Here is a 25,226-nt window from a genome sequence, read left to right as displayed (position 1 = left end):
AATAAAAAGCCATGTTAGTCCAAAGCCCTTCAAAAATATTTAAATCTGATCTATCCGTATGGAAAAGAGAAGAATCATGTTTCATCAATGTGATATTCTCTGGTCATAATTCCGGGTTAAAGAATGTATCCGAAATTGTACTGGAAGAAAATGGAGACTATGATTTTTGTTATCAAAAAAACAGCAGTATCCTGGTAATGGTTCTGTATGGTGAAACTTTGATCAGCGGTTTTACAGAACCTTTTACCGCAGGACAGATTTTTACACGATCAGCTAATGAAAGGGGTGCATTTAATTTAAAAAATAATCTTAATCACGATAAAACTGACATTCTGATTCTGGAATTAAAAAACAATGGTTCTGAAAATTCATTTTCTGTGGAAGATCTGAATTTCAATGAAAGAAATAAACTGATTCAGATCTCTAAAAATCTTAGGCATCCTAATTTTGCGGGCCTTTACGATGGAAGAAAGGAACAGGAATATGTTTTGCAGGAGAAAGGAAAAGCAATATTCGGAATGGTGATCAGCGGTGCTTTTGAATTTCAAAACCGGTTGATGGAAAACAGGGATGCTGTTATTCTTAATGGAATAGAAACTCTGGAATTTGAAGCTTTAAGTGAAAATGCTCTCTTAATTTTTATAGAGGTATAACTAATAGTATTGATAAGTGTTAGATACTTTTTTCATATCATTTTGTAATCAGGGGCAGGTATTGAAAAGCTGCCCTGTTTTTTATCCGTTTTAAAATCATGAAAGCTAAAATAAAACTTGCCTTCCGTATTGTAATTGATCAAAATTCTACGATGCCGTGGGATCAATACGTTTTTGAAGACACTTATTTTGAATATAAGATCCAGCATCAGGCTCTTGATGATAAAGAAAATCCTGTGAAAAATTACTGGGAACTTCTAACTAAAAATCCTCATGCGGAAAGAATTTCTTTTTTGCTTAGTTCTTCTGCTTCCAATTATGTTTCCCAGTTAAACGGTGTCATCAAAAGCTTACCCGATGTATTGGGAAGCACTTTCTTTCCTTTTGAAAATTTCAAACTGGATCTCATCAGTTCTAACATTGAAGATTCTTCAAAACACAGAATAGGACTTACTTTTTATACACCTGAACTTTTTCTGCTTGATATTATTAATGACAGGTATCTTTTGAGTCGCGGAATTACAGATAACAATATTTTCGAAACCTTCATGTTTGCATTTCATCCGCAGGTAGCGATAGCCTATTATGAACCGTTAATAAAAACCTCCGCTGAATAATCAGCAGAGGTTTATTTTACAGATTTTGAATTACAGGTTTCACTTTCTCACCAAATAATTCTATTGATTTCATCATGACATCGTGAGAAGGATCACCCACATCCATGTGCCCGATGAATCTTGTTATTCCAAAGATTTCTTTCATATAAGCAATCTTATCAGCAACTTCTGCCGGATTTCCGATGAATAAAGCTCCATCTCTTCCTCTTCCGCCATCATACTGCATTTTAGTATAAGGAGCCCAGCCTCGGGATGCTCCTATTCTGTCCATCTGGGATTTATAATTGTTGAAATATCCATCCACTACAGCCTGATCATCACTTACAAAGGTATGCGAATGAATAGCGATCTGCATTTTAGATACATCATGTCCTGCTTTTTGATATTCCTGCTTATAAAATTCTATCAGATTTTTAAACTGTACGGGCATTCCTCCGATAATAGCCACGACCAATGGCATTCCTAATTTCGCAGCACTTAAAACAGACTGCGGGGTTCCTCCTACTGCTCTCCAGATTGACAGTTTTCCGTCATTTTTTGCTCTCGGATAAACAGTCTGGTTCTGCATTGGCGCACGGAGCTTTCCTGACCAGGTTACATTTTCCTCAGAATTGATTTTTAATAAAAGTTCAAGTTTTTCATCAAAAAGTTCTTCATAATCATTCAATGAATAGCCATATAATGGAAATGATTCAATAAAACTTCCCCTTCCGACAAATATTTCTGCTCTTCCGTCTGAAATAAGATCTAAAGTTGAAAAATCTTCGTATACTTTAACAGGTTCTGACGAACTTAAAACCGTTACTCCACTTGCCAGTTTTATATTTTTGGTGATACTTGCCGCAGCAGCCAATACCATTTCCGGTGACGAAACCGCATAATCCGGACGGTGATGTTCTCCCATAGCAAAAACATCAATTCCTACCTCATCCATTAATTTTACCTGATCCAGTATTTCACGGATCTTCACTCTTGCATCTTTATATTTTCCGGTGGTCTGATCAAAAGCCAGATCCCCAAACATTCCTATTCCTAATTCCATATTTTTAAGATTTTAGATATACAAAATTACGGATGACAGAGATTAAAAACATTGATGTTTGTTAAGAATGGACTTTGCCTATCTCCTAACTTTTCAATAATTTTAAAAAATGAAAGCAACAATAACTTCTTTTTTACTTTTGCTGGCAGGATTCTGTTTTTCACAAACCAGAACCGAAATCTACGTCATCGGTAATATCCACGACAGTGTACCCAATTATCATCCTAAAATACTGTTCAGCATACTTGAAAAAATAAAACCGGACATTATTCTTCATGAAGTAGACAGTGAAGGCATGAAGGAATATGAATCGGATAAAAGCCTCAAAGGAAATGAAATAACGGCCAGCAATCTATATAAAGCGAAATTTCCAAAAACATTAAGGTTTCCTTTTGATTTTGAAGGCCGGAATCAGTACAGAAAAGACAAAGGCATGGTTCCCACGGATAATTTAGCTGTAAAATTAATCGACAGTCTCTATAAAGCAAAGAAATTAGCGCCTTCGGAGGTTAAGATCTATGAAAACTTTACCAATACAACTCAGGAGCTGATGAAGGTTGCAGAATTATCTCCGGAGAATTTCAATAAGCCTGCTACGGATAAAATTTCCGAAAAAAGACAGAATGCCCAATATTCTGAACTTTTAAAGATTGTGGAGGCAAGACCTGAATTTGCAAAAAGATTTATTGTAAAACCTGATGGTCAAAAGATCAGCTATAGAGATGGTTTTAAATTGATGTCCGGCTTTTGGGATCTCAGAAACCAGACCATGGCTAAAAATATCTATAAAATTGCAGAAACTTATCCTGATAAAAAGATCGTGGTACTGACAGGCTTCCTGCACAGATATTACTTATTAAAAGAGTTGAAAAGGATCAATAATGGTACTTATGTAATCAAAGAATTTTATGATTAAGCTTGGTTAAAATAATTTCATACTCAAATAAAAATCCAGCCTTTCGGCTGGATTTTGTTATTATTTCTTCAGATACTGATCAAAGTAATCTGTTACTTTCTGCATCAGATGAACTCTGTCTTTTCCGATCACATTATGCGGATGTCCCGGATATACAAAATAATCCAGTTGAACACCGTTATCTACAGCAGATTTTATAAATTTAACGGAATGCTGCCACACCACCACATCATCCTGAGCTCCGTGGATCATCAGTAATTTACCTTTTAAATTCTGAACTTTATCCAGAAGATTGGCTGCAGCATATCCCTGGGGATTTTCCTGCGGCGTATCCATATATCTTTCTCCGTACATGATCTCATACATTTTCCAGTCGATTACCGGACCTCCGGCAACACCCACTTTGAAAACTTCAGGATGGCGAAGCATAAAACTTGTCGTCATAAACCCGCCAAAGCTCCATCCGTGAATACCCATTCTCTGGGCATCTACATAAGGAAGAGACTTTAAATAATCTACTCCTTTCATCTGATCATTCATTTCCGTTGTTCCCAGATTTCTGAAAACAGCCTGCTCAAACTTCATTCCACGGTTGGCAGAACCTCTTCCGTCCATTGTAAAAATGATATAACCGTTTTGAGCCATATATTCGTACCAAAGGTTTCCGGATGCCGGGAATGTATTGGTCACCAGCTGAAGGTGTGGTCCGTTGTACAGATAAACGATAACCGGGTATTTTTTGCTGGCATCAAAATCTGTCGGAAGAATAATCTTTCCGTAAAGCGGTGTTCCGTCATCAGCTTTTAATTCTACATTTTTAATTTCAGGTCTCTGATAATTCTTTAATGTATTTTCAGCCGTAAGAATATTGGTTGATTTTGCCGTACTGGTATTGATGATATTTACAGATCTCGGGGTACCTGCATTGCTGTAAGTATCGTAAAGATAATTTCCATCGCTGCTCAGGATACCTGTATGTACACCGGACGCATCATCCATTCGCTGCATTTTAAAGTTAGCCCAGTTGATCTTATATAAATGCTTTTCCAGAGGAGTCTCTTTGGTAGAAGTGAAATAAATCTCTTTTTTCTTTTCATTAAACCCTAAAATATCCGTTACCATCCAGTCCCCTTTTGTGATCTGGGCAACCAGTCCTTTTTCAAGACTGTAGTGGAAAAGATGATTATATCCGGTTCTCTGGCTTTGCCAGATGAAATCTGTATTGGAATTCGGGAAGAAAGTAAGCGGATGCTGAGGCTCAACATATTTATCGCTGGTTTCTTCAAATAAGGTTTTTACCAGATTTCCGGTACCAGCATCATACTGATTCATCTTCATCTGATTTTGCCCGCGGTTCAGAACAGCTACAAAAATATATTTTGAATCCGGACTCCAGGTAACAGCTGTCAAATACTGATCTTTTTCACCTTCAATCTTCAGGAAAATGGTTGACTGGCTTTTAATATTATAAACTCCCAGAGTAACTTCATGGGATTTCTGACCTGCCATCGGATATTTAACGTTATGGTTTACAGCAGGCGTTACAGACCAGTCTATAACGGGATAATCTGCTACCATTGTCTGATCCATTCTATAGAAAGCTACAGCTTCTGAATTGGGAGCAGGAAAAATTCCTGTATCGATTCCGAATTCGTTTCTGTGAACTGCTGCACCCCCGTTGATGATATTTTCATCAGAATCGTTGGTTACAGCAATTGTTTTTCCGTTTTTGTTTACATATAGATTATTCTTTACGGTAAAGGCAAAAGTCTGGTTATCCCCGAAAACTTTTACATTGGAAGCACTCGCATCAACTGCTGCAGCTGTTTTTACTTTCCAGTCGTTCCCGGATTTTTCGATCCAGAACATTTTATCATTTGCATTGAAATACCCGTTGGAATTGTTGGTAAATTTAATCTGTGGAACAGCTTTTAGTTTAGCATCAGAAAATGATCTGTTCAGTTGGGTTAAAGACACCAGGGTATCCTGCTTATTGGTCTTAAGATCGGTGATCACATAACCGCCTTTTACAGCCTGAATATATGATTTACCGTCCGCAGCCCATGAAAACTGGGATATATTTTTCACAGCAAGATTCGTTCTCAGTCCATTTACGGCCTCTGCCATTGTAAACTTTTGGGTCTGCGCCACTGCAGAACTGCCCAAAACCAGCATCAATAAAGAAAATCTATATAATTTCATTGTATAAAATTGAATCCTTCAAAAGTAAGAAATAAAAATCATTCGTTAATAAATGTTAAAATAAAACATTCATAAAATAGGATTAATGTATTGATAAAAATAAATTCTTAACTTAATGGTAGGTTTTTCCAGAAGAGAAAGTAGAGAATTCAAAGCGGATGTTGCGTGAATTGTAAGTTTTTGTACTACACTATAAACTCACTATCGTAAAGCAAAATTGACTATTCACATTAAAAAAATATTATTAAAAATAGGAGTTATTTCATTTCTTAACCTAAATCAATGACTTGCATATGTTCTCTACCCTACATTTGCAGTATCAATAACAAACAAAAAATACAATACAATGGCAACAAAATGGAATTTAGACCCAACACATAGTGAAATTACCTTCAAAGTAAAACACATGATGATCTCTAATGTAAAAGGAAGTTTCAGAACTTTCAATGCTGAAATTGAAGCAGAGGATGACAGCTTTGCTAATGCTAAAACTACAGCTACGATCCAGACTGACTCCGTATTTACGAATAATACAGACAGAGACAACCATTTAAAATCTGCTGAGTTTTTTAATGCGGGGGAACATCCAACTATTACATTTGAATCTCAGGCTTTAAATGATCAGGTAACAGGAAATCTTACTGTAAACGGTATTACTAAACCTATTACTCTGGATGTAGACTTCGGAGGAATCAACGTTGACCCTTGGGGAAATACAAAAGCTGGTTTTTCTTTTGAAGGAAAGATCAACAGAAAGGATTTCGGACTTAACTGGAATGCAGCTCTTGAAGCAGGAGGTGTAATGGTAAGCGACGAAGTAAGAATCGCCGGAGAATTACAGTTTGTAAAACAGGCATAATATAAAAATAAATTTTGGGAGAATACCCAATATTTATCCAAATTAAAACATACAAAAGGTTCGGGGATTTTTCTAAAAGCCTTGAACCTTTTTCAATACCTATCTATTTATGAACCTCAACGATCTGCAAAACATCAGCGAAAATTTCGGAAATACTCAAAGAATGCCCGTTTTATTTCTGGGACATGGTTCGCCGATGAATGCTATTGAAGAAAACCAGTTTGTACAGGGATTCAGGAAAGCTGCCCAGGAAATTCCGAAGCCTAATGCTATTCTGTGTATTTCCGCACACTGGTACACACAGGGAACTTTTGTAACGGCAATGGATATGCCGAGGACGATTCATGATTTCGGCGGTTTTCCGAAAGCATTATTTGATGTACAATATCCTGCTCCGGGAAGTCCGGAACTGGCTAAAGAAACTGCCGAACTTTTAGCACCTGCTTTGGTGGAGGAAGATCACAACTGGGGACTTGACCACGGTGCATGGTCAGTCATAAAACATATGTATCCTAATGCTGATATTCCTGTAATCCAGCTGAGTATAGATTATACAAAACCTCCGCAATATCATTTTGACCTTGCCAAAAGACTGAATAAGCTCCGTGAAAAAGGAATTCTGATCATAGGAAGCGGAAATATAGTCCATAATCTCCGCCTTATCGACTGGAAAAATATTGACACAGTAGGCGCCGGCTGGGATTGGGCTGTGGAAGCGAGGGAAAAAACAAATAACTGGCTTCTGGATGGAAATTTTCAGAACATTATAGATTATCAGAAGCAGGGAACATTCCTGCAGTATGCTGTTCCTACACCTGATCATTATCTGCCGCTGATCTATACATTAGGTTTAAAAGATCAGGCTGAGAACCTGTCTCTATTTAATGATGAGCTGATTGGGGGATCTTTAAGTATGACGAGTGTAAGGATAGGATAATCCGTATTTTAGAGTGCTTTTTTTATCACTAAAAATTTAGTAATATTGTTGATCATGAAAAAAACGATATTACTATTTTTATTTATATTCCCTTTGTATATTTTAACGGCACAGGTCATTAAAGGTCATGTGGTAAATGATTCAGGCAGCTTTATTTCCGGTGTGAATATCTATATTGACGGGACTAAAACAGGAACCGTTTCAAAAGAGGACGGCAGTTTCAGCCTTAATCTTTCTTCAGGAAGCTTGGGAAATGTAATTTTTCAGAAGGACGATTATGAGACTTTTGCTTCGGCAATTTCAGAAGTTATGAATAAAAACCTGAAAGTTGTTCTGGCAAAGACGAATACCATTGAAGAAATCAGACTGGTACCGTACACTTCAGAGGCATACAGAAACTACATCAATTATTTCTTAGAAACTTTTATAGGACGCGACCGTGAAAACGTGAGAATTAAAAATCAAAAGTCACTGAAATTTTCCTACGACAAAAAGAATAAATTTCTGAGAGTTAAAGCTCCGAATACTTTAATCATTGAAAATAAAAATCTGGGCTATGAGATCCAGTACAACCTTATCAACTATTCTTCAGATTTCAATGCCCATCAAGTAAATTATACAGGAACAAGCTTTTTTAAGGAAACCAAAAATTCTGATAAAACCAAGCTTAACCGGATGAATGCTTATGATGGAAGTTCCCTGCACTTTTTCAGAAGTATTTATCAAAATACCATTTCAGAGGAAAAATTTATTGTGAATCATGTTGTAAAAATGCCCAATCCGAAATATCCTACAGAAGAAGAACTGAAACAGCTTGATGATTTTAGACAGATAGCACAAAGTTCAGCTGTAGTTAAAATTCCTGAAAATATAAATGATATTTCGCAACGGAAAAGCAGCCAGAAGCCGTATTCGCTGGCCATTGTAAAAACAATGATCCCCGATTCCGAATATGTGATGAGAAAAGATGGGAATGTTTTATTCAGTTTTAAGGATATGCTTCAGGTGAATTATCAAAAATATTTCTACGAAATCAAGGGCAAAGAATTTATTAAAAGTAAATATCCTGTGACATTATCTACTTTTCTGTATTCTGAGGGCGAGGTTTTTGAAGTTTCAAAAGAAGGGAATATCTCCAATCCTGACCTGCTTATCAACGAAGGCGATTTTTCAAAGAGTAAAATTGAAAATATGCTTCCACTTGATTATCAGCCGGGAGACTGAGATATTCCCCTGGTATTTTATTTAAAATATTTTACTGTACTGCTTTCAGAACGTTAATATTTCCGTAGCCGTAGCTTGAATTCACTGTAGGATAATATGTTGCAGACTGTCTCATTTTATTGAGCACCTGATCTCTTGTCCATGAAGGATTTTTAGCCCAGACAAGAGCCGCGATACCTGCTGTTGCAGCTGTTGCCACGGATGATCCGCCCACATAATCTGCCTGATTATTATAATAACTCAGAACCGGAACTGTATTTCCATTCGCTCTTTCCATCTGAAAAGTAAAATCAATCTGGCTTCCTGAGTGGCAAACATCACATTTCTGATTGGAAGTACCTTCTTTTACTCCGGTTACAGCCTGAACTTCAGACATACTTGCTGGAAAAATAACACCCACAAAATTGGTAAAACTGGTAGAAGTTCCTCCTGCACAGAAGATCAGCTTTCCTCTGGAATAGGCATATTTCACCCCGTCTTCAATTTTCCCTACCGAAAAAATATGTCCCATTGACATAGAGATAATCTTCACATTGCTGTTATTGCCCAGATCAGTAAATGCTGTTTTTACTCCGTTCTGCTCACTGGACGTTTCCAAAACAACATTGGAAGCCGCACGGTAAGTGATCAAGTTAGCATTGTAGGCAACTCCTACAGGAAGTCCTGCATTGTTTTTCGGAGCTGCCATTACGGAAGCCATTTTTGTACCGTGCCCACATTGATCCGCAGGACCGTCTGTAGTAGATCCGTTAACGTATGATCCAAACTTGCTGATTGTTCTTCCTGATGAGGCTCCGGTATTAAAGCTGCTTCCCAGCAACGTTTGCTCTGGTGAAACTCCCGTATCAACAAGTCCTATGGTAACTCCTGCTCCAGTACTATAAGCCCATGCATTTGGGATATTATGCTGGGTAAAAGCCCACGGAACTTTGGCATTTGGTGTTGTACTGGTATAATCTGCAGCATTTAAAGCTGTAGATTCGAATCCGCAGCCTGATGAAGAACCGCTGGATTTGGCATCGGGATTAAGGCTGTTTTCTATTTCGAAGTAATGATAATCTCCCGGCTCTACATAACGGATCGTTTCCATTTTCCTCAGAGCAGCAATGGTTTCTTCCTTTTCTATGAAGACATCCATCTGATTCAGATATTGGTCTGAAGAGATTAAAAACCTTGTCTGCTCAACACCTTCATATTGCTGAATGACATTTAAAATCTCAGCTTCCATTGCTTTATTATTTGCAGAAAGACTTCTGTCAAAATCATCTTTTGAAGCCCCAAAGCCAATGGATACCATTCTGTTTCCTCTGAAAACAGCACTCCAAACCAGATGATCTGAAGCATTTTTCCAGTTAAAAGTTCCGGTATTTTTAATTGTGCTGTTGATTTCAGCATTGATCTGCTTTCCTGTTAAAGGATCTTTCTGAACAGCTTCAATGGCAGGATTTTCATTTTGAAGTTCATCTCTGTTACATGAATTCAGAACAAAAAATAGGGCGAACAGGTAAAGTACGCTTTTTTTCATAGTTTTAATTTTAGTGGTTTGTGAAACCCTAATATAACACTTTGACGTGAATTAAAAGCTTAGAAAAAGTAAATTTAGTATTACCTGAATATTAATCTTTACACCTGTCTTTTGAAAAAACTATAATACTTTCTTATAACAGACACTTTTATCGATACCAATATATTGTCCATAATTAGGGATTCTGCAATATCCGCTTTTTTCATAAACAGAAAGTGCTTCATTCTGTTCCAGAGAACTTTCTAAAACCGCTGTAGAATATCCCGATTCTCTTGCCCAGGATTCCAGTTCCTGAACGATAGCACTTGCAAGCCCTCTTTTTCTGAAATCCGGATTGGTATACATTCTTTTGATCTCTACGGTATCTTCAGAAAATTTTTTGAAAGCTCCGCAGGCAGCAGGAGTTTCATCAATATAGATCACGATGCAGTTTTTTATACTGTCAATTTTATTAAACTGGTCATAGAACGCATGATCTTCTCCATTCCGGACGGCAAGATCGGCATCAAGCAATTTTACCAAATTTTGAAAATCTATGTCTGAGGAATCTGTCCTTTTTGTTGTCATTATTTTATTAAATAAAAATTATTGTCTCTGCTTATTGTTAAACTTTTACAGATAAACAAATTTAATGAATGATTGCTCATCTAAGGAACTCTTTAATCTTTTATTTACTTTGCCTGAACAGAATTAAATTCAGCAGTACGATAAAGCTCTTCCGGAACCTGAGCTAATGCGGACTCCTGAAGCTGACCACCCAGACCATAAAACTGCTGAAAACTCATTATAAGCGGTCGCCATTTATCCGGATCAACCCGGTTAGGAAAACCATCCATAAGTATAGATTCTTCCATATGTACTTTGACTATTTTCAGTTCTATATAGAGAATATTTCCGCGCTGGATCTCATGATCTTCCGCCAGCAGATTTACTTTAGCAAGGCTGGCTTCCATTTGTACAGGGCATTCTAATATTCGGGGTGGATTGACTAATATGGATTCAACAGGTGTCATTCCTGCAATTTCAAATTTTTGGGATTCATGACGGTATCCTTTATTTTGTTTACCTTTAGGAACAGGGGTTGAGCCAGTTGTCAGAGCAAGCTTATTAACCATTCCAACCTGATCTTCTGAAGGGAGGTTTATTACGCACTCTCCTGTTCTTAATAAATTTTCAGAGGTTTTGGATACCACTGATATACCAATTACACAACGCCAGCCTAACCAGAAAATTGATGAAATAGGAGCTGCATTAAAGCTGCCATTTTCATTTATGGTAGAAATAAGTATTACAGGTGTTCCAAAATACAAAATAGAGGGTGTACATATTTTATGCATAATGTTATTTTTATTGGCAAAGGTATTTTGATGAATCATTATAAAAAATCCATTTCCTGTCCTATTTTGTTTGAACGAAAACTGCCAGATTCAATCTTTTATAAAAACTAATGTATCATATATAGTTATGGTATTCTGCATTTCTGAAATTTGATATAACGAAAAAGCATAGATGAATTTTAACAAAAAAAGGCTTCCATTTCCGGAAGCCTTTATATCATTTAATTGTAATTAATTTACTTTAAATTCCCTATTATTTATTAGTTCTGCAATCGCCAGCATATCCTGTCCAATTAACCTGTCATCTTCCAGCTTCTTCACTTTGGAACGGATGATAGCAAAATTCTCTTCAATGATCTTTGAACATTTTGAAGGTCTTCTGAATTCCAGTCCCTGTGCTGCAAACATTAATTCTACAGATAAAATATTCACCAGATTTCCTAAAACCTGATTGAATTTTCTACCGGAAATACTTCCCATAGAAACATGGTCTTCCTGTCCCAAGCTTGTAGGGATAGAATCAGCCGAAGCCGGGAAACATAATGTCTTATTTTCTGTAACCAAAGCAGCTGAAGTATATTGCGGGATCATGAATCCTGAATTCAGTCCTGAGCTTTCTGTCAGTAGTCTCGGTAATCCATATTTTCCTTCTAACAACAAATAACTTCTTCTGTCAGAAATATTTCCCAATTCTGCAACTGCTAATGTTGCATAATCTAAAGGAAGCGCCATCAGCTGTCCGTGGAAGTTTCCTCCGGAGATGGATTCTTCAGCACTTAGAACGATTGGGTTATCTGTTACAGAATTCAGTTCCGTTTCTGCCATCATTTTAAGATGTTCAAATGCATTTCTGCTGGCACCATGTACCTGCGGCACGCATCTCATGGAGTAAGGATCCTGCACTCTTTCACAGTCCTCATGAGCCTTCATATTTTCGGAACCTTTTAAAAATTTAACCATTCTGGCTGCCACTTTTTTGCTTCCCTCAAAAGGTCTTATTTCATGAAGCTCTTTTTTGAATGGACTTTCAGAACCTCTGTAGGCTTCAATACTCATTGCCGCAGTCAGATCTGCCAGATTTAGCAGATATTCGAATTTTTCCAGTCCTTTAATGGCATGAGCAAGGATAAACTGGGTTCCGTTGATGAGTCCTAAACCTTCTTTTGGACCTAAAACCAAAGGCTCAAGACCATGTCTTTCCAAAACTTCCATGGTTTCAAAAATCTGATCTCCTTCCCAAACCTGTCCCAATCCAAGCAGAGGAAGTACAAGATGAGCAAGAGGGGCCAAATCTCCTGATGCTCCTACAGATCCCTGTTCAGGTACAACCGGAATAATATCTTTTTCAAGCATCAGGATCAGTCTTTCAATCACTTCCAGGGAAACTCCTGAAAATCCTTTTGACAGAGCATGAACCTTGGAAATAATCATAATCTTGGAAAATTCCTTGTCAATAGGTTTTCCTACTCCTACTGCGTGAGAAATGATAAGGTTATACTGCAGCTGAGCGGTTTCATCAGCTGATATTTTAGTATCACAAAGAGGTCCGAAACCTGTGTTGATCCCATAGACACATCTATCGGATTCTACTATTTTCTGAACATTTTTCTGAGATTTTAGGATCTGTTCTTTAGCTGCCTTGTTAAGTTTAGCTTTACCTGGTTTTTTACAGATTTCCAGAACATCATGGAAAGTGAAAACATCTACACCGTATATCATTTCTAAAAATTTTCTTAAAATTACGCATTTAACAATAATTGTAAAAACTAAATTTCGTGGTTTTATATTTTTTCGATAATAAGTAAATTAATTTGCTATTTTTACGACAAAAATTAAAAATAATTATCAATAACTTATGAAACTTAAAACTTTACTGCTTACACTATGCCTTGCAGGTACCGCGACTTTCGCACAGAAGGTAAAATACTCTAAGGAAGAAATCAAAAAAATGGAAACATACCTCTTTAACGAAGGTTTTAATACTCCATCCCCGAAGAAAACATCAACGATTATCTTAAAGGACGGAACAGCCCACAAAGGTTTCTGCAGCAAGATCGAAACAAAAAAAGGACAGATCTATGAGGTTTCTGTGAAAGACAGTATCACGAAAAAAAATGATGTTTTCAATGCTGAGCAGATCAGCGAAATGTATGTGTATCCTACCAATGCAGAAAAAATTGCAAAAGTTGGAAAGTATATGGGAAATATCAGAAACTTTGGAACCAAGAAACTGACAAAGAATACGGCAGGTGGCAGAATACATTTTGTAAATCAGACTGTTTCTCTAAAAAATAAAAAAGATGACAAGGAATTCCTGATGCAGCTGATCAATCCTGAATTCAGTGATATCATTTCGGTATATCATGATCCCAGAGCTAAAGAAACTGCAGGTTTTTCTATGATGGGTTCTCCACAGCTTGGTGGCGGAGTTATCAAATCTTATTATGTAAAGAAGGGTGATAAGGTAATGTGGCTTCACAAAGATGATTTTGAAGACAATTACGACTTCCTGTTTGGCGACAATGCAGAATTCATGAAAAAATATCCTAAAAATTCTGTTGAATGGGATTACTTCAGCTTCCTGATCAATGAGTACACTGAAATGAGCAATGGATAATCATTCAAAAAATACTTAGAAGCTGTAGAATTTTCTGCAGCTTTTTTTATCTTTTACCTCTTAATTTAAATTGTCCCAATGAAATTTTGTATCAATACCGTTCTGATGATAAGCTTCCTGTTCTGGGGTGCTTTGGGAAGAATATTTAAAGGCTGCTCAAAAGCCGATGATACCGTGCATGCCGGAGCTTATGTGAAAAACCTTGATAATATTCCTTATCAGACCAATTATAAAACGATGGGACGTTATCTCACTTCCGAGTCTGTGATAAAAGATCCTGTTTTATTACAGCGGAATATCGAAACCGCCGAGCTCGTTGATACAAAGATTATTAATGATCTGAAAATTAAAGATCCAAAGTTAAAGGAACAGGTTGATCAGATAGATCTCAAATATCTTCCTTCCGAAAGGTTGGCCGAGTATCAGAAAATTATTGAAAGCCGAATCAGGGATATTGATCTTATGGGTTATAAGAAGTTATTCAAGGTTTTAAAAATTGCCTCTAAAATGAAAAAGTTTTATCATCTTGATGGTAATGTTAAAGATGATAATAAAAAGGTGAGTGATAATTATATATACTCAAAGAACGGTTTTGATATTCATATTCCGCCAGGCTTTCATGAAATAACTTCCCTGCAGAACCCGCTTATTGATAAAATCTGGATCAGTGACAAATCCATGATCACTGTTTATACTTTTGAAAAAAATCAGGAAAAATCATTAGAGGAATGGAAAGCATTCAAAGAACAAAACCGCAACCGTCTGCAGCTGTTTGAAAGCGAAAAAAACCTCATTAATCACTCCGTATTCTCAGAGGGTGAAAAAATATATGGGTCTTTAAAAATTTTAAATAAGGGAAAGAAAATTCTATTTGTGGAAATAAGCTTTGACGATCATTTATCTTATATTGAATACCGCAAGAATTTACTCTCTGAAATTTAAAAAATAATAAGTCATAATACATCAAAACAAAATTCCGTAATTTTGTTATATGAATCCTTCTTTAGAATTACAGCTCAAAACTTTACCATCAGAACCAGGCGTTTATCGTTATTATGATAAGAACGATCAATTACTGTATGTAGGAAAAGCCAAACATTTAAAGAAAAGGGTTCTTTCCTATTTCAATAAAAATCTTCCGGGCTACCGTATCAAAATCATGGTAAGCAAGATCGTCCGTCTGGAAACGACCATAGTAAACAGTGAGTACGATGCACTTTTACTGGAAAACAACCTGATCAAGGAACACCGTCCTTTTTATAATGTACTGTTGAAGGATGATAAAACCTATCCATGGATCTGTATTAAAAATGAGAGTTTTCCGAGGATATTCCTGACCAGAAATGTGATCAAAGACGGGTCTGAATATTACGGTCCTTATGCCAAAGTACGCCCTGCAAAGATTTTGCTGGATACCATTAAACATATTTATAAGCTCAGAACCTGTAACCTTAATCTTTCTCCAGCTAAAATAGCGGAAGGAAAATACAAAGTGTGCCTTGAATATCATATCAAAAATTGTGAAGGCCCCTGTGAGGATCTTGAAAGTAAGGAGGATTATGATGAAAAGATTGATGCCATCCGGGGAATTATCAAAGGTGATTTCCGGAAAGCAAAAGAATATCTGGTGAACCAGATGATGAAAATGGCTTCTAATCTTAAGTTTGAAGAGGCACAGATCATCAAGGAAAGACTGGATATTCTGGAAGATTATCAGGCTAAAAACACAGTCGTAAATCCAAATATTGATGATGTAGACGTTTTCGGAATGACCAGTGACGAGACAGCTGCCTATGTAAATTTCTTCAAGATCAGAAACGGGAATATCATCCAGAGTTTTACTACGGAAATTAAAAAAATTCTTGAAGAAACGGATGAAGATATTATGGAAGAAGCTTTGATCGAGATCCGGCAGAAATTCAGCTCAGATTCCAAAGAAGTATTGTTACCCTTCCATCTTTCTGTAGAAATCCCGAATGTAAAACTGATCGTTCCAAAGGTCGGTGACAAAAAAAGAATTGTGGAACTTTCTGAAAAGAATGCAAAAGAATACCGTTTGGAAAAATTAAAGCAGGTACAGATTGTAGATCCTGAAAGACATACAAACAGAATCATGTCTGAAATGCAGAAGCTGCTTCGGATGCCTGTAGAACCCCGACATATTGAAGGTTTTGATAACTCAAATATCCAGGGAACCAATCCTGTTTCTGCATGTGTAGTTTTTAAAGACGGTAAACCAAGCAAAGCTGATTACAGGATTTTCCATCCGAAAACAGTTGAAGGAGCCAATGATTTTGCTACAATGGAAGAAGTGATCTACCGCCGCTATAAAAGAATGCTGGATGAAGGTGAAAATCTGCCACAGCTGATCCTGATAGATGGTGGAAAAGGACAGCTTTCTTCTGCCGTAAAAAGTTTAAAATTATTGGGTCTTTACGGCAAAATTACGATTGTAGGCATCGCAAAAAGGCTTGAAGAAATTTTCTTCCCTGAAGATTCTATTCCTTTATATCTTGATAAAAAATCAGAGACCTTAAAAATTTTGCAGCGGGTAAGAGATGAAGCTCACCGTTTCGGGGTAAAGCATCACAGAACGAGAAGGAAAAATTCTACTATAAAATCTGAACTGGAAGAGATTCCGGGTGTGGGAGAAAAAACAATTGAGCTTTTACTTTCCAAATTAAAATCTGTTAAAAGGATCAAGGAATCCAGTCTGGAAACATTGGAAGAGATTCTTGGAAAAAGTAAGGCGAAGGTTATTCATGATTTCTTCAACAGCAATTAGCAAATAAAAATCCTTAATTCCAGATTGAATTAAGGATCATATATTGTTATTTTAATCTGTTAATTATTTTGCTGAAAATACCTCTTTAGTAAAATCACCATTAGATTGCGGAATATCAATCACAATGTTTCCATTTTCAAAATATCCGATAGTATAACTTCCGTCCGAAAGCTTTACTCTAAAGACATCTTTTTTGGAAGAAGTTTTAAAAACAGCGAACGGAACAGAACTTCCACTGTCAGCTAAGATAAACTGATTGGTATCAACCTGTATTTTCTGAAGGTTCAATTTTCCGTTTGTATATTTTCCTGTTCCTTTTTCCGAAACAGTTACAGATGAAGTCTCTTCGTCTTTCTTTACAATTTGTTCTCCCGGACTTTCGGTCTTTGTAATCTGAAGGTTAGTTACAGGATTTGAAACCGGAAGAGAAACCAGAGATTGTTTTAAAGCATCCTGATACCCTTCTTTATATTCTTTAATATTCGAGTCTTTTTTTGATGAAAATATTACTTTGCCATTGCAATCCTTGAATTCAAGTTCTACTTTATTTCTCAGGAAGCCGCTTTTATTACTTATATTACCTGTTGCAAAATTACAGGAGTTTTTTTCAATCTCGGATGGCCATTGGTCTCTACCTTCCTGAACTGCGACGTATCCTTTAGATCTCAAGGCCTTTATCAGAACCTGATCCAGACCATAAGAATCCTTCTCAAAATCTTTAAATGTCTGAGGTATGGAAATATATTTATAATCTGAAATTTTTTGCCCAAAAACAGTAGTTAGAGCAAGCATAAATGTGAATACTGAAATCTTTTTCATTGCTTTTAAAATTACATTTCAAAGTTAATCATTTCTGAATGCTCCCATATCCAGTTTAAGAGAGAAAAAATTAGAATAAAAATTAGATCCCCCGATTCCTGAATTGGTGATGGCATAATCCAGTGTCAACCCTCTGTATCTTATCCCAAGACCTGCACTCGGCTGGAAGGAAACTTTTCTTTTTAAATCTTCAATATCGGTAATAGACTGGAATCTGTTGACCCCAAGTCTTACGAAGATCATTTTCTGATACCCAAGTTCAGCACCGGCATAAGGTGTTATACTTGCAAAATCTGTAGATATTAAAGCTGCTGTTTTAGCAAAATCAACATTGATTCCGGCTTCAGGCAATACATAAATACTGCTGTTGATATTGAATATTTTACTGGCCCCTACATTCAGTTTAGGCATGGTAAGTTCCATTTTATCTTTTGGCGCCGGGTTAAATTCCTCACCATTTACCACAGTTGAAAGTTCTCCCTGATTGATACTCCAGAAGTTTACAGTAGTAGTTGCATCACGAAGCATACCTCCGAATTTCCATCCGTTATCTGCTTTGTAAATGGCTCCGATATCAAAACCAAAACCGTAACCGCTGGCAAATTTTCCTACATTTCTGTAAACTATTTTAGCATTTACCCCTACATCCAATTTAGTATTCCCTGCCGGATTGAAGGCATAGGAAAGAATAGCTGCATAATCAGACTGGGAAAATTTTGTGATCTTATCATAATCAATATTTCCTTCAGAATCAATCATCTGTGTAGTGTTCAGGATATTATCTACCCCAAGTCTTACGATAGAAACTCCGAATACGCCTTCTTCCAGCACTTTCGCATAGGCTAGATAATCATATTTCGCAATAGATTCAAAATATTCTGCGTGCATTGCTGCTCCCTGCCAGTCTTTCTCAATAGCCATTAAACCAGCCGGGTTCCACATGGGTGAATACACATCATCCTGGTTGGAAATTACAGCTCCTCCCATCGCCAGTCCTCTTGCTCCGGCTCCGATATTTAAAAATTCATTAGAGTATTTTCTTATAATCTGAGATTGAGACAGCCCAAACAGCAGTGAAAATGCAAGTAAAAAATATTTCTTCATCATATAAATTTGATGCTTAGTTAAAGTTTTTTTGTTTCCTGGCTTTCATTAATCCATTTACAATGATAGCCAATATCATAACGCCTGAAGCTACATAAAATATAGGACTCATTTCTTCTGATTCTCCAAAGATAAAAAAAGCTAGTATAATTCCGTAGACAGGTTCTAAATTAACTGTTAAAATTAGAGTAAAAGGCGAAATATATTTCATCAGCTTTACCGATTCCAGCATTGGAAAGGCTGTAAAAACGCTTGCTAATAAGCATATTAACGCCAGATCTCTGTAGTTTATTTCATTCATTTGAAAAATCTGTCCTGTAAACATATAAAATATTGCCAGAACAAACCAACCACTGAAAATTTCATAGAATATAATATTTCCCGAGCTCGTTTTTCCGAACATTTTACCGTTAAAAACAGAGAAAACAGTTCCGAATACCGCACAGAGAATTCCATATATAATACCTTCTTTAAAGTGGAACTCCGTTTTAAAAATTAATAATATACAGGCTACTATCACTATTCCCATAATGACTTCTGATATATCAATCTTTCTTTTAAAAATAACAGGCTCCAATATGGAGGCAAATAATGTGGAAAGAGACAGGCAGCTTAGCGCTATTGAAACATTGGATACTTTAATGGAATAAAAAAAACAATACCAATGAAGAGCCATTGCACATCCTATTCCGGCAAGCTGAAAAAAAATTTTCTTTGGTACTTTAATGCTTTCTTTTTTATAAATCCTTATGAATATAAATAAAAATACAGCTGCAAACAACATTCTGTAAAAAACAAGGATTTGGGCATTTGCATGAATCAGTTTTCCCAAAATTGCAGTGAACCCCCATAAAAAAACAATCAAATGCAGTCTGAAAAGTGCTAATTTTTGCATATCCTAACTTCTGTAAATTTTTAACAGGCAAATTTACAAATAGGCTTTATAAATCTGATATAAAAACAGATAATAATTCAATAAAAAAATATGAAAACGTATTAATTGTGAGAATATTTTTAAAATGATGGAGAAACAGGAAGCACTAATCATTTTGAAGGGGAGCATTTATAAACTAAAAATTATACATTTGACTAATGATACTGAACAGTGATATTAGAATTAAAACGGACAGACTGATATTAAAACCGGTGGAAGAGGCTTATGCTGATGATATCAACACTTATTTCACACCGGAAGTTACAAGATATATGCCCTTCAATCCGGAGGGTAATATAAATGATGTTCTCAGTTTCGTGAACAGTTCAAAAAACGGTCTTTTAAACAACACCGATCTGGTAATGGTGGCAGTTGATGCAGATAAAAATTTTATGGGTTGCTGCGGTATTCATAATATAAGTCCGGAATCTATAGAAGTAGGCTTGTGGCTGAAAAAAAGTGCACAGGGTATTGGATTGGGCACAGAAATAGTTGCGAGTCTTATTCAGTTTATAGAGGGTCATTTTACCTTTGAATATATTCTGTATCCCGTAGATGAAGAAAATATTGCCAGTAAAAAGATACCGGAAAAGTTAGGCTTCATTCCTTATAAAAAATATCAGAAAAGTAAAGGCTTATCTTCTCACCTTAATATAGTGGAATATAGAAAATACTATTCGCAATAGCTCTTCATTACCATTCAATTTTCTGAAACTGCAAACACAAAAAACCCTGAAAATTTGTTCAACGTTCAGGGCCTTCAAATAATAAACTATTAAAAAAATAAACTAGGAACTTAGAGTATTTTGCAGGGAATATTATCCCTTTAACTCTGAAGTAAAGTTAGAAAAAATATCATTAATTTAAAAATATTTTTTAGTTAAAAATTTCACAATTTTCTGAGAACCAATATATTAAACGCTTGTTTTACTTAAAACGTAATTCATTATAAAAATAGTATCTTTAGCCGTAAAAAATTGAAATTTTATGGACCTTGAATTTAATAAACGGGAAGATCAAAACAGATTAAAATTATCTGGTATCAACCAATTACTTGCTGAAATAAAAAAAGGAGGCGGTGAAAAGAGGCTTCAAAAGCTTCGCGATGAGGGAAAAATGACAGCCAGAGAAAGAATTGAATATCTTCTCGATAAAGATTCAGATTCCATAGAAATAGGTGCATTTGCGGGCTATGAAATGTATGAAGAACATGGCGGCTGTCCTAGCGGTGGAGTTGTTGTGGTGATGGGATATGTTTCCGGCAGACAGTGTATTGTTGTTGCCAATGATGCTTCTGTAAAAGCAGGTGCATGGTTTCCTATTACAGGAAAGAAAAACCTGAGAGCCCAGGAAATTTCAATGGAGAACAAGCTTCCAATTATATACCTTGTGGATTCTGCAGGGGTTTATCTTCCTATGCAGGATGAAATTTTCCCTGATAAGGAGCATTTCGGACGAATTTTCAGAAATAATGCTAAGATGAGTTCCATGGGAATCATTCAGATTTCTGCAGTGATGGGCAGCTGTGTTGCTGGAGGAGCTTACCTTCCTATCATGAGTGATGAAGCAATGATAGTTGACAAAACGGGTTCTATTTTCCTTGCCGGAAGTTATCTTGTAAAAGCAGCTATCGGAGAAAGTATCGATAATGAAACCCTTGGAGGTGCTACTACGCACTGTTCAATTTCAGGAGTTACAGATTATAAAGCTAAAGATGATAAAGATGCTTTAGACAGGATAAAAAATATTATGAAATCTGTCGGAAGTACTGAAAAGACTGGATTTGACAGAATTGAAAGTTTTCCTCCGAAAGAGAACCCGGATAACATTTTCGGAATCATTCCTGTTTCCAGAGCCGAACAATATGATACCTATGAAATCATTAAATGTTTGGTAGATAATTCAGAATACGAAGAATACAAACCTGATTACGGAAAAAGTATCATCTGCGCTACAGCGAGAATTGACGGATGGTCTGTAGGAATTGTAGCTAACCAGAGAAAGCTTGTGAAGAGCGGAAAAGGTGAAATGCAGTTTGGTGGTGTTATTTATTCAGATTCTGCTGATAAATCAACGAGATTTATTGCTAACTGTAACCAGAGAAAGATTCCTTTGATATTCCTTCAGGATGTTACCGGATTTATGGTAGGTTCAAAATCTGAGCACGGAGGTATTATTAAAGACGGTGCCAAAATGGTAAATGCCGTTTCTAATTCTGTTGTTCCGAAATTCACGATTATTACAGGAAATTCATACGGAGCAGGAAATTATGCCATGTGTGGTAAAGCTTATGATCCGAGATTAATTGTAGCTTGGCCATGGGCAGATCTTGCTGTAATGGGAGGAGCTCAGGCAGCAAAAGTTTTAGTACAAATTCAGGAATCTACTTTGAAAAAACAAGGTAAGAATATCTCTGAAGAAGAGCACAACGAAATTTTAGATACCATTACAAAAAGATATCAAAAGCAGACAGAAGCTACTTATGCTGCAGCAAGACTTTGGACCGATGCCATTATTAATCCTACAGATACAAGAAAATGGATTTCTATGGGTATTGAAGCTGCTAATCACGCTCCGATTACAGAGAAATTTAACCTTGGAGTTATTCAAGTCTGATAATTATTACTTAATCAAAAATATAAAAAGATGTGGAAAACTGATTCCACATCTTTTTGTTTTTATATCGCTAAAACTCAGAAACTTTAAGAAAAGAATACTCCAGTTCTGAATCTTTCTTTATTCAGTTTTTTATTAACCGCCAATCCCCAAAGAATAAACTCTTTTAAGAATAAAATATCTTCTGGCTGCGTGTCTGGTTGATATTTTTCAATGATCTGGTCAAGTGGATCAATTCTGTTAAGAGATTTTGCATAGGCTTCATCCGAAGATTCATCCGTGATTTCCAAAAAGCCATCATCTTCCAAAAACCAATCTGTAATCCGGTTAAATGGTCCGTCAACACTCTTTTTTTCCAGTTTTTCCACTTTCGGGAAATAGGATGTAAATAAACTTCTGATCGCATTATCAATCAATAATTGAGCAACCGCTTCTGCTCCTTCCTGTTCACCTTCATACACCAACTCCACTTTCCCTGTAATTGCAGGAATTACGCCTACAAAATCGCTTAATCTTACAGAAGTTGTTTCGTCATCCGTTAACAAAGCCCTGCGTTCCGCTGTACTCAATAAATTTTCAAAGGCTGTGATGCTCATACGTGCACTCACACCACTTTTTGGATCTACATATTCGCTGTCACGAGCTTCAAAACCAATCTGCTCCAAAAGATCTTTCGCCAAAGAAGGAACATATACTCCATTTTTCTGACGGCTGTCTAAACTGGATTCATAATTGGTAATTTCCCTCGCAATATTGATATTTTCAGGATAATGTGTTAAAATTTGTGATCCGATACGATCTTTCAATGGAGTAACAATGCTTCCTCTGTTGGTATAATCTTCAGGATTCGCCGTGAAAACAAACTGAATATCCAAAGGCATTCTTACCTTAAAGCCCCGAATCTGTACATCGCCTTCCTGCAAAATATTAAACAAGGAAACCTGGATTCTCGCCTGAAGATCCGGTAATTCATTAATTACAAAAATACAGCGGTTCGCGCGCGGGATCATCCCAAAATGAATCACACGGTCATCTGCATAAGAAAGTTTAAGATTGGCAGCTTTAATAGGATCTACATCGCCAATAAGATCAGCAACCGTAACATCCGGAGTCGCCAGTTTTTCGAAAAATCTTTCATCACGGTGAAGCCATTCTATAGGAGTATTATCACCTTCTTTTTCAATTAATTCTTTAGCATAACGGGAAATCGGGTTAAATGGATCGTCATTAATTTCACTCCCTGCAACAAAAGGAATCCACTCATCCAGTAATGACGTCATCATTCTGGCCAGTCTGGTTTTTGCCTGGCCTCTCAATCCTAATAAATTAATGTTATGCCGACTTAGAATAGCATGTTCCAATTGAGGAATAACCGTATTTTCATATCCGAAAATCCCTTCAAATACAGACTCTTTATTACGAATTTTAGTTTTTAAATTATCTCTTAATTCGTCTTTAATATTTTTTGATATGTATCCTGATGCTCTTAATGAACCCAGTGTTTTTATGTTTGGCTTTTCAGTCATTTTATTTAAAATCTGATTTATAATTTTTGAAATATATTTTTATGAATAATGATTTTTTTAACGGATTCTTTTCTTGCGGTTAGTCTCATAATCTTCAAAAATCATATGACCTAATCCGTTGAGCCCCGTATAAAAAGCTTTCCCTTGATTAGCTTCTGTAAATTCGCTCACAAAACGCTGCAGATACGGATCCTGCGCAATCATAAAGGTAGTAATAGGAATATGCAGTCGCCTTGCTTGGGATGCCATATTATAACATTTCTGAACAACATACTCATCCAAGCCATAAGAATTCATGTAATACGTACCGTCCGCCTGACGAACACAGCTTGGCTTTCCATCGGTGATCATGAAAATCTGTTTATTGGTATTTCTTTTTCTACGCAAAATATCCATTGCCAGCTGAAGTCCGGCAACCGTATTTGTATGATAAGGACCAACCTGCAGATAAGGCAGTTCCTGAATTTTAACAGGCCATGCATCGTCTCCAAAAACAATAATATCCAGAGTATCTTTCGGATAACGTGTTGTGATCAGTTCTGCAAGGGCCATAGCGACTTTTTTTGCCGGAGTGATACGGTCTTCGCCATACAATATCATACTGTGACTGATATCGATCATTAAAACCGTACTCATCTGAGATTGATGAATACTGTCCTCTACAATTAAATCATCTTCAGTAAGATGAAAATCTCCGATCCCATTGTTGATTTGAGCGTTCTTAAGACTTTCGGTAATAGAAATTTTCTCTACCGGATCTCCAAAGTTATAGTTACGAAACTCCCCAGTTGTATCTTCTCCCGTTCCGCTTTTATTGGTTTTATGATTTCCGTTTCCACTCTTTCCAAGGTTTCCGAATATTTGGTTAAGCGCCTGTTTACGGATATTTTGTTCCATTTTTGCGCTCAGACGGATTCCATTTCCACCATTAGGATCAATCTCTTCACGGATATATCCTTTCTTTTTAAGGTCTTCAACAAAATCATCAATAGTATATTCCAGAGTAGTAAGTTGGTATTCTTCATCCAACATTCGAAGCCAGTCGATCGCTTCATCAAAATCTCCCGAGGTATGGGTTAACAAATCTGTAAAAATTTCAAGTAACCGATCAAATACAGATAATTCCGGTGCTTTGTAAGTTTCAAATCTGAACCCTCTCACAATATGCTCTTTCATGAAATAAAGTTACAACATAAATAGAAAGTGTTTAAGAGATTTAATCTATTTTAGTTTTTTAAATCTTTTTAACGCAAAGGTTTATTTGTATGCTGTATTATGATTTTAAGAAAAGCAAAGAAGGGATCAATTTCATTGATCTTATGAAGCGAACGGATGTAAGTGGATATGTTACTTAGGATAGATAGATAGATAGATAGATAGATAGATAGATAGAAGTTATTCCTGCCCCGCTTATTGCTTATTGCAAAATCAAACAGATCTGCAGGATCATTCATCATTCATCACTGATCATTTATTGGATATAGGTATATTACTTATCTTGTGTGTATAAACA

General features: G+C 36.3%; 22 protein-coding genes. 11 read left to right on the top strand and 11 right to left on the bottom strand.

The window, feature by feature from the left end:
• Positions 1-11: 11 nt before the first annotated feature.
• Together ACQWU4_RS12330 and ACQWU4_RS12325 are read left to right on the top strand one after the other, a co-directional pair.
• Positions 12-653: a hypothetical protein gene (locus ACQWU4_RS12330; RefSeq protein WP_429936071.1), complete on the top strand. Its 642-nt coding sequence runs from the start codon at positions 12-14 to the stop codon at positions 651-653.
• Positions 654-751: 98 nt separating this feature from the next.
• On the top strand, positions 752-1,270 hold the full coding sequence (locus ACQWU4_RS12325; protein ID WP_429936070.1) for a hypothetical protein: 519 nt from the start codon (positions 752-754) through the stop codon (positions 1,268-1,270).
• 16 nt (positions 1,271-1,286) lie between these two features.
• Here the strand turns inward: ACQWU4_RS12325 and ACQWU4_RS12320 are convergent, their stop codons facing one another.
• Positions 1,287-2,312: an LLM class flavin-dependent oxidoreductase gene (locus ACQWU4_RS12320; protein WP_429936069.1), complete on the bottom strand. Its 1,026-nt coding sequence runs from the start codon at positions 2,310-2,312 to the stop codon at positions 1,287-1,289.
• Between the two features lie 109 nt (positions 2,313-2,421).
• Here ACQWU4_RS12320 and ACQWU4_RS12315 point away from each other — a divergent pair, with 109 nt between their 5' ends.
• Positions 2,422-3,228 carry a hypothetical protein gene (locus ACQWU4_RS12315; RefSeq protein ID WP_429936068.1) on the top strand — a complete coding sequence of 269 codons (807 nt, stop codon included), beginning with the start codon at positions 2,422-2,424 and terminating at the stop codon, positions 3,226-3,228.
• A gap of 60 nt (positions 3,229-3,288) precedes the next feature.
• Here ACQWU4_RS12315 and ACQWU4_RS12310 read toward each other — a convergent pair whose 3' ends face one another.
• Positions 3,289-5,430: a DPP IV N-terminal domain-containing protein gene (locus ACQWU4_RS12310; protein ID WP_429936067.1), complete on the bottom strand. Its 2,142-nt coding sequence runs from the start codon at positions 5,428-5,430 to the stop codon at positions 3,289-3,291.
• A gap of 346 nt (positions 5,431-5,776) precedes the next feature.
• Between ACQWU4_RS12310 and ACQWU4_RS12305 the strand changes: the two genes are divergently transcribed.
• The 3 genes from ACQWU4_RS12305 (at position 5,777) to ACQWU4_RS12295 (ending at position 8,450) form a co-directional block, all read left to right on the top strand.
• Positions 5,777-6,289 carry a YceI family protein gene (locus ACQWU4_RS12305; RefSeq protein WP_429936066.1) on the top strand — a complete coding sequence of 171 codons (513 nt, stop codon included), beginning with the start codon at positions 5,777-5,779 and terminating at the stop codon, positions 6,287-6,289.
• 109 nt (positions 6,290-6,398) lie between these two features.
• Complete coding sequence (gene ygiD, locus ACQWU4_RS12300; RefSeq protein ID WP_429936065.1) at positions 6,399-7,226, top strand: 4,5-DOPA dioxygenase extradiol; 828 nt, start codon at positions 6,399-6,401, stop codon at positions 7,224-7,226.
• Between the two features lie 54 nt (positions 7,227-7,280).
• Positions 7,281-8,450 (top strand): carboxypeptidase-like regulatory domain-containing protein, encoded by a 1,170-nt coding sequence (locus ACQWU4_RS12295; RefSeq protein ID WP_429936064.1) that lies wholly within the window; start codon positions 7,281-7,283, stop codon positions 8,448-8,450.
• 31 nt (positions 8,451-8,481) lie between these two features.
• On the opposite strand, the gene ACQWU4_RS12290 is transcribed toward ACQWU4_RS12295, so the two are convergent.
• The 4 genes from ACQWU4_RS12290 to hutH form a co-directional block, all read right to left on the bottom strand.
• Positions 8,482-9,975 carry a S8 family peptidase gene (locus tag ACQWU4_RS12290; RefSeq protein ID WP_429936063.1) on the bottom strand — a complete coding sequence of 498 codons (1,494 nt, stop codon included), beginning with the start codon at positions 9,973-9,975 and terminating at the stop codon, positions 8,482-8,484.
• A 120-nt stretch (positions 9,976-10,095) separates the two neighbouring features.
• Positions 10,096-10,542, bottom strand: a complete 447-nt coding sequence (locus tag ACQWU4_RS12285) for a GNAT family N-acetyltransferase (RefSeq protein WP_429936062.1) — start codon at positions 10,540-10,542, stop codon at positions 10,096-10,098.
• Between the two features lie 104 nt (positions 10,543-10,646).
• Positions 10,647-11,312 carry a flavin reductase family protein gene (locus ACQWU4_RS12280; protein WP_429936061.1) on the bottom strand — a complete coding sequence of 222 codons (666 nt, stop codon included), beginning with the start codon at positions 11,310-11,312 and terminating at the stop codon, positions 10,647-10,649.
• A 231-nt stretch (positions 11,313-11,543) separates the two neighbouring features.
• Positions 11,544-13,031, bottom strand: coding sequence for a histidine ammonia-lyase (gene hutH / locus ACQWU4_RS12275; RefSeq protein ID WP_429936060.1), 1,488 nt, complete (start codon positions 13,029-13,031; stop codon positions 11,544-11,546).
• A 136-nt stretch (positions 13,032-13,167) separates the two neighbouring features.
• On the opposite strand from hutH, the gene ACQWU4_RS12270 reads away from it, so the two are divergent.
• The 3 genes from ACQWU4_RS12270 to uvrC all read left to right on the top strand — a co-directional run bounded on the left by ACQWU4_RS12270 (position 13,168) and on the right by uvrC (position 16,714).
• Positions 13,168-13,929, top strand: a complete 762-nt coding sequence (locus ACQWU4_RS12270; protein ID WP_429936059.1) for a hypothetical protein — start codon at positions 13,168-13,170, stop codon at positions 13,927-13,929.
• A gap of 78 nt (positions 13,930-14,007) precedes the next feature.
• On the top strand, positions 14,008-14,871 hold the full coding sequence (locus ACQWU4_RS12265; RefSeq protein WP_429936058.1) for a hypothetical protein: 864 nt from the start codon (positions 14,008-14,010) through the stop codon (positions 14,869-14,871).
• A gap of 49 nt (positions 14,872-14,920) precedes the next feature.
• Positions 14,921-16,714 (top strand): excinuclease ABC subunit UvrC, encoded by a 1,794-nt coding sequence (gene uvrC / locus ACQWU4_RS12260; RefSeq protein ID WP_429936057.1) that lies wholly within the window; start codon positions 14,921-14,923, stop codon positions 16,712-16,714.
• Between the two features lie 63 nt (positions 16,715-16,777).
• Here uvrC and ACQWU4_RS12255 read toward each other — a convergent pair whose 3' ends face one another.
• Genes ACQWU4_RS12255 through ACQWU4_RS12245 form a run of 3 tightly spaced genes read right to left on the bottom strand, consistent with a single transcriptional unit; the run spans position 16,778 to position 19,532 of the window.
• A complete protein-coding gene (locus tag ACQWU4_RS12255) occupies positions 16,778-17,533 on the bottom strand; it encodes a hypothetical protein (protein WP_429936056.1) in 756 nt (251 codons plus the stop codon).
• A 24-nt stretch (positions 17,534-17,557) separates the two neighbouring features.
• Positions 17,558-18,640, bottom strand: coding sequence for a PorV/PorQ family protein (locus ACQWU4_RS12250; protein ID WP_048502901.1), 1,083 nt, complete (start codon positions 18,638-18,640; stop codon positions 17,558-17,560).
• A gap of 13 nt (positions 18,641-18,653) precedes the next feature.
• Positions 18,654-19,532: a DMT family transporter gene (locus ACQWU4_RS12245; RefSeq protein WP_429936055.1), complete on the bottom strand. Its 879-nt coding sequence runs from the start codon at positions 19,530-19,532 to the stop codon at positions 18,654-18,656.
• Between the two features lie 197 nt (positions 19,533-19,729).
• On the opposite strand from ACQWU4_RS12245, the gene ACQWU4_RS12240 reads away from it, so the two are divergent.
• Positions 19,730-20,257 carry a GNAT family N-acetyltransferase gene (locus ACQWU4_RS12240; RefSeq protein WP_429936054.1) on the top strand — a complete coding sequence of 176 codons (528 nt, stop codon included), beginning with the start codon at positions 19,730-19,732 and terminating at the stop codon, positions 20,255-20,257.
• Between the two features lie 301 nt (positions 20,258-20,558).
• Positions 20,559-22,187 (top strand): acyl-CoA carboxylase subunit beta, encoded by a 1,629-nt coding sequence (locus ACQWU4_RS12235; protein WP_429936053.1) that lies wholly within the window; start codon positions 20,559-20,561, stop codon positions 22,185-22,187.
• 86 nt (positions 22,188-22,273) lie between these two features.
• On the opposite strand, the gene ACQWU4_RS12230 is transcribed toward ACQWU4_RS12235, so the two are convergent.
• Positions 22,274-23,713: an AAA family ATPase gene (locus ACQWU4_RS12230; protein ID WP_429936052.1), complete on the bottom strand. Its 1,440-nt coding sequence runs from the start codon at positions 23,711-23,713 to the stop codon at positions 22,274-22,276.
• A gap of 57 nt (positions 23,714-23,770) precedes the next feature.
• Positions 23,771-24,889 carry a vWA domain-containing protein gene (locus tag ACQWU4_RS12225; protein WP_429936051.1) on the bottom strand — a complete coding sequence of 373 codons (1,119 nt, stop codon included), beginning with the start codon at positions 24,887-24,889 and terminating at the stop codon, positions 23,771-23,773.
• Positions 24,890-25,226: the final 337 nt, after the last annotated feature.

The organism is Chryseobacterium sp. MIQD13 (assembly GCF_050496705.1).
Lineage (GTDB): Bacteria > Bacteroidota > Bacteroidia > Flavobacteriales > Weeksellaceae > Chryseobacterium.
The sequence above is the reverse complement of the archived record's forward strand: the minus strand, read 5'-3'. Positions and strand labels throughout refer to the sequence as shown.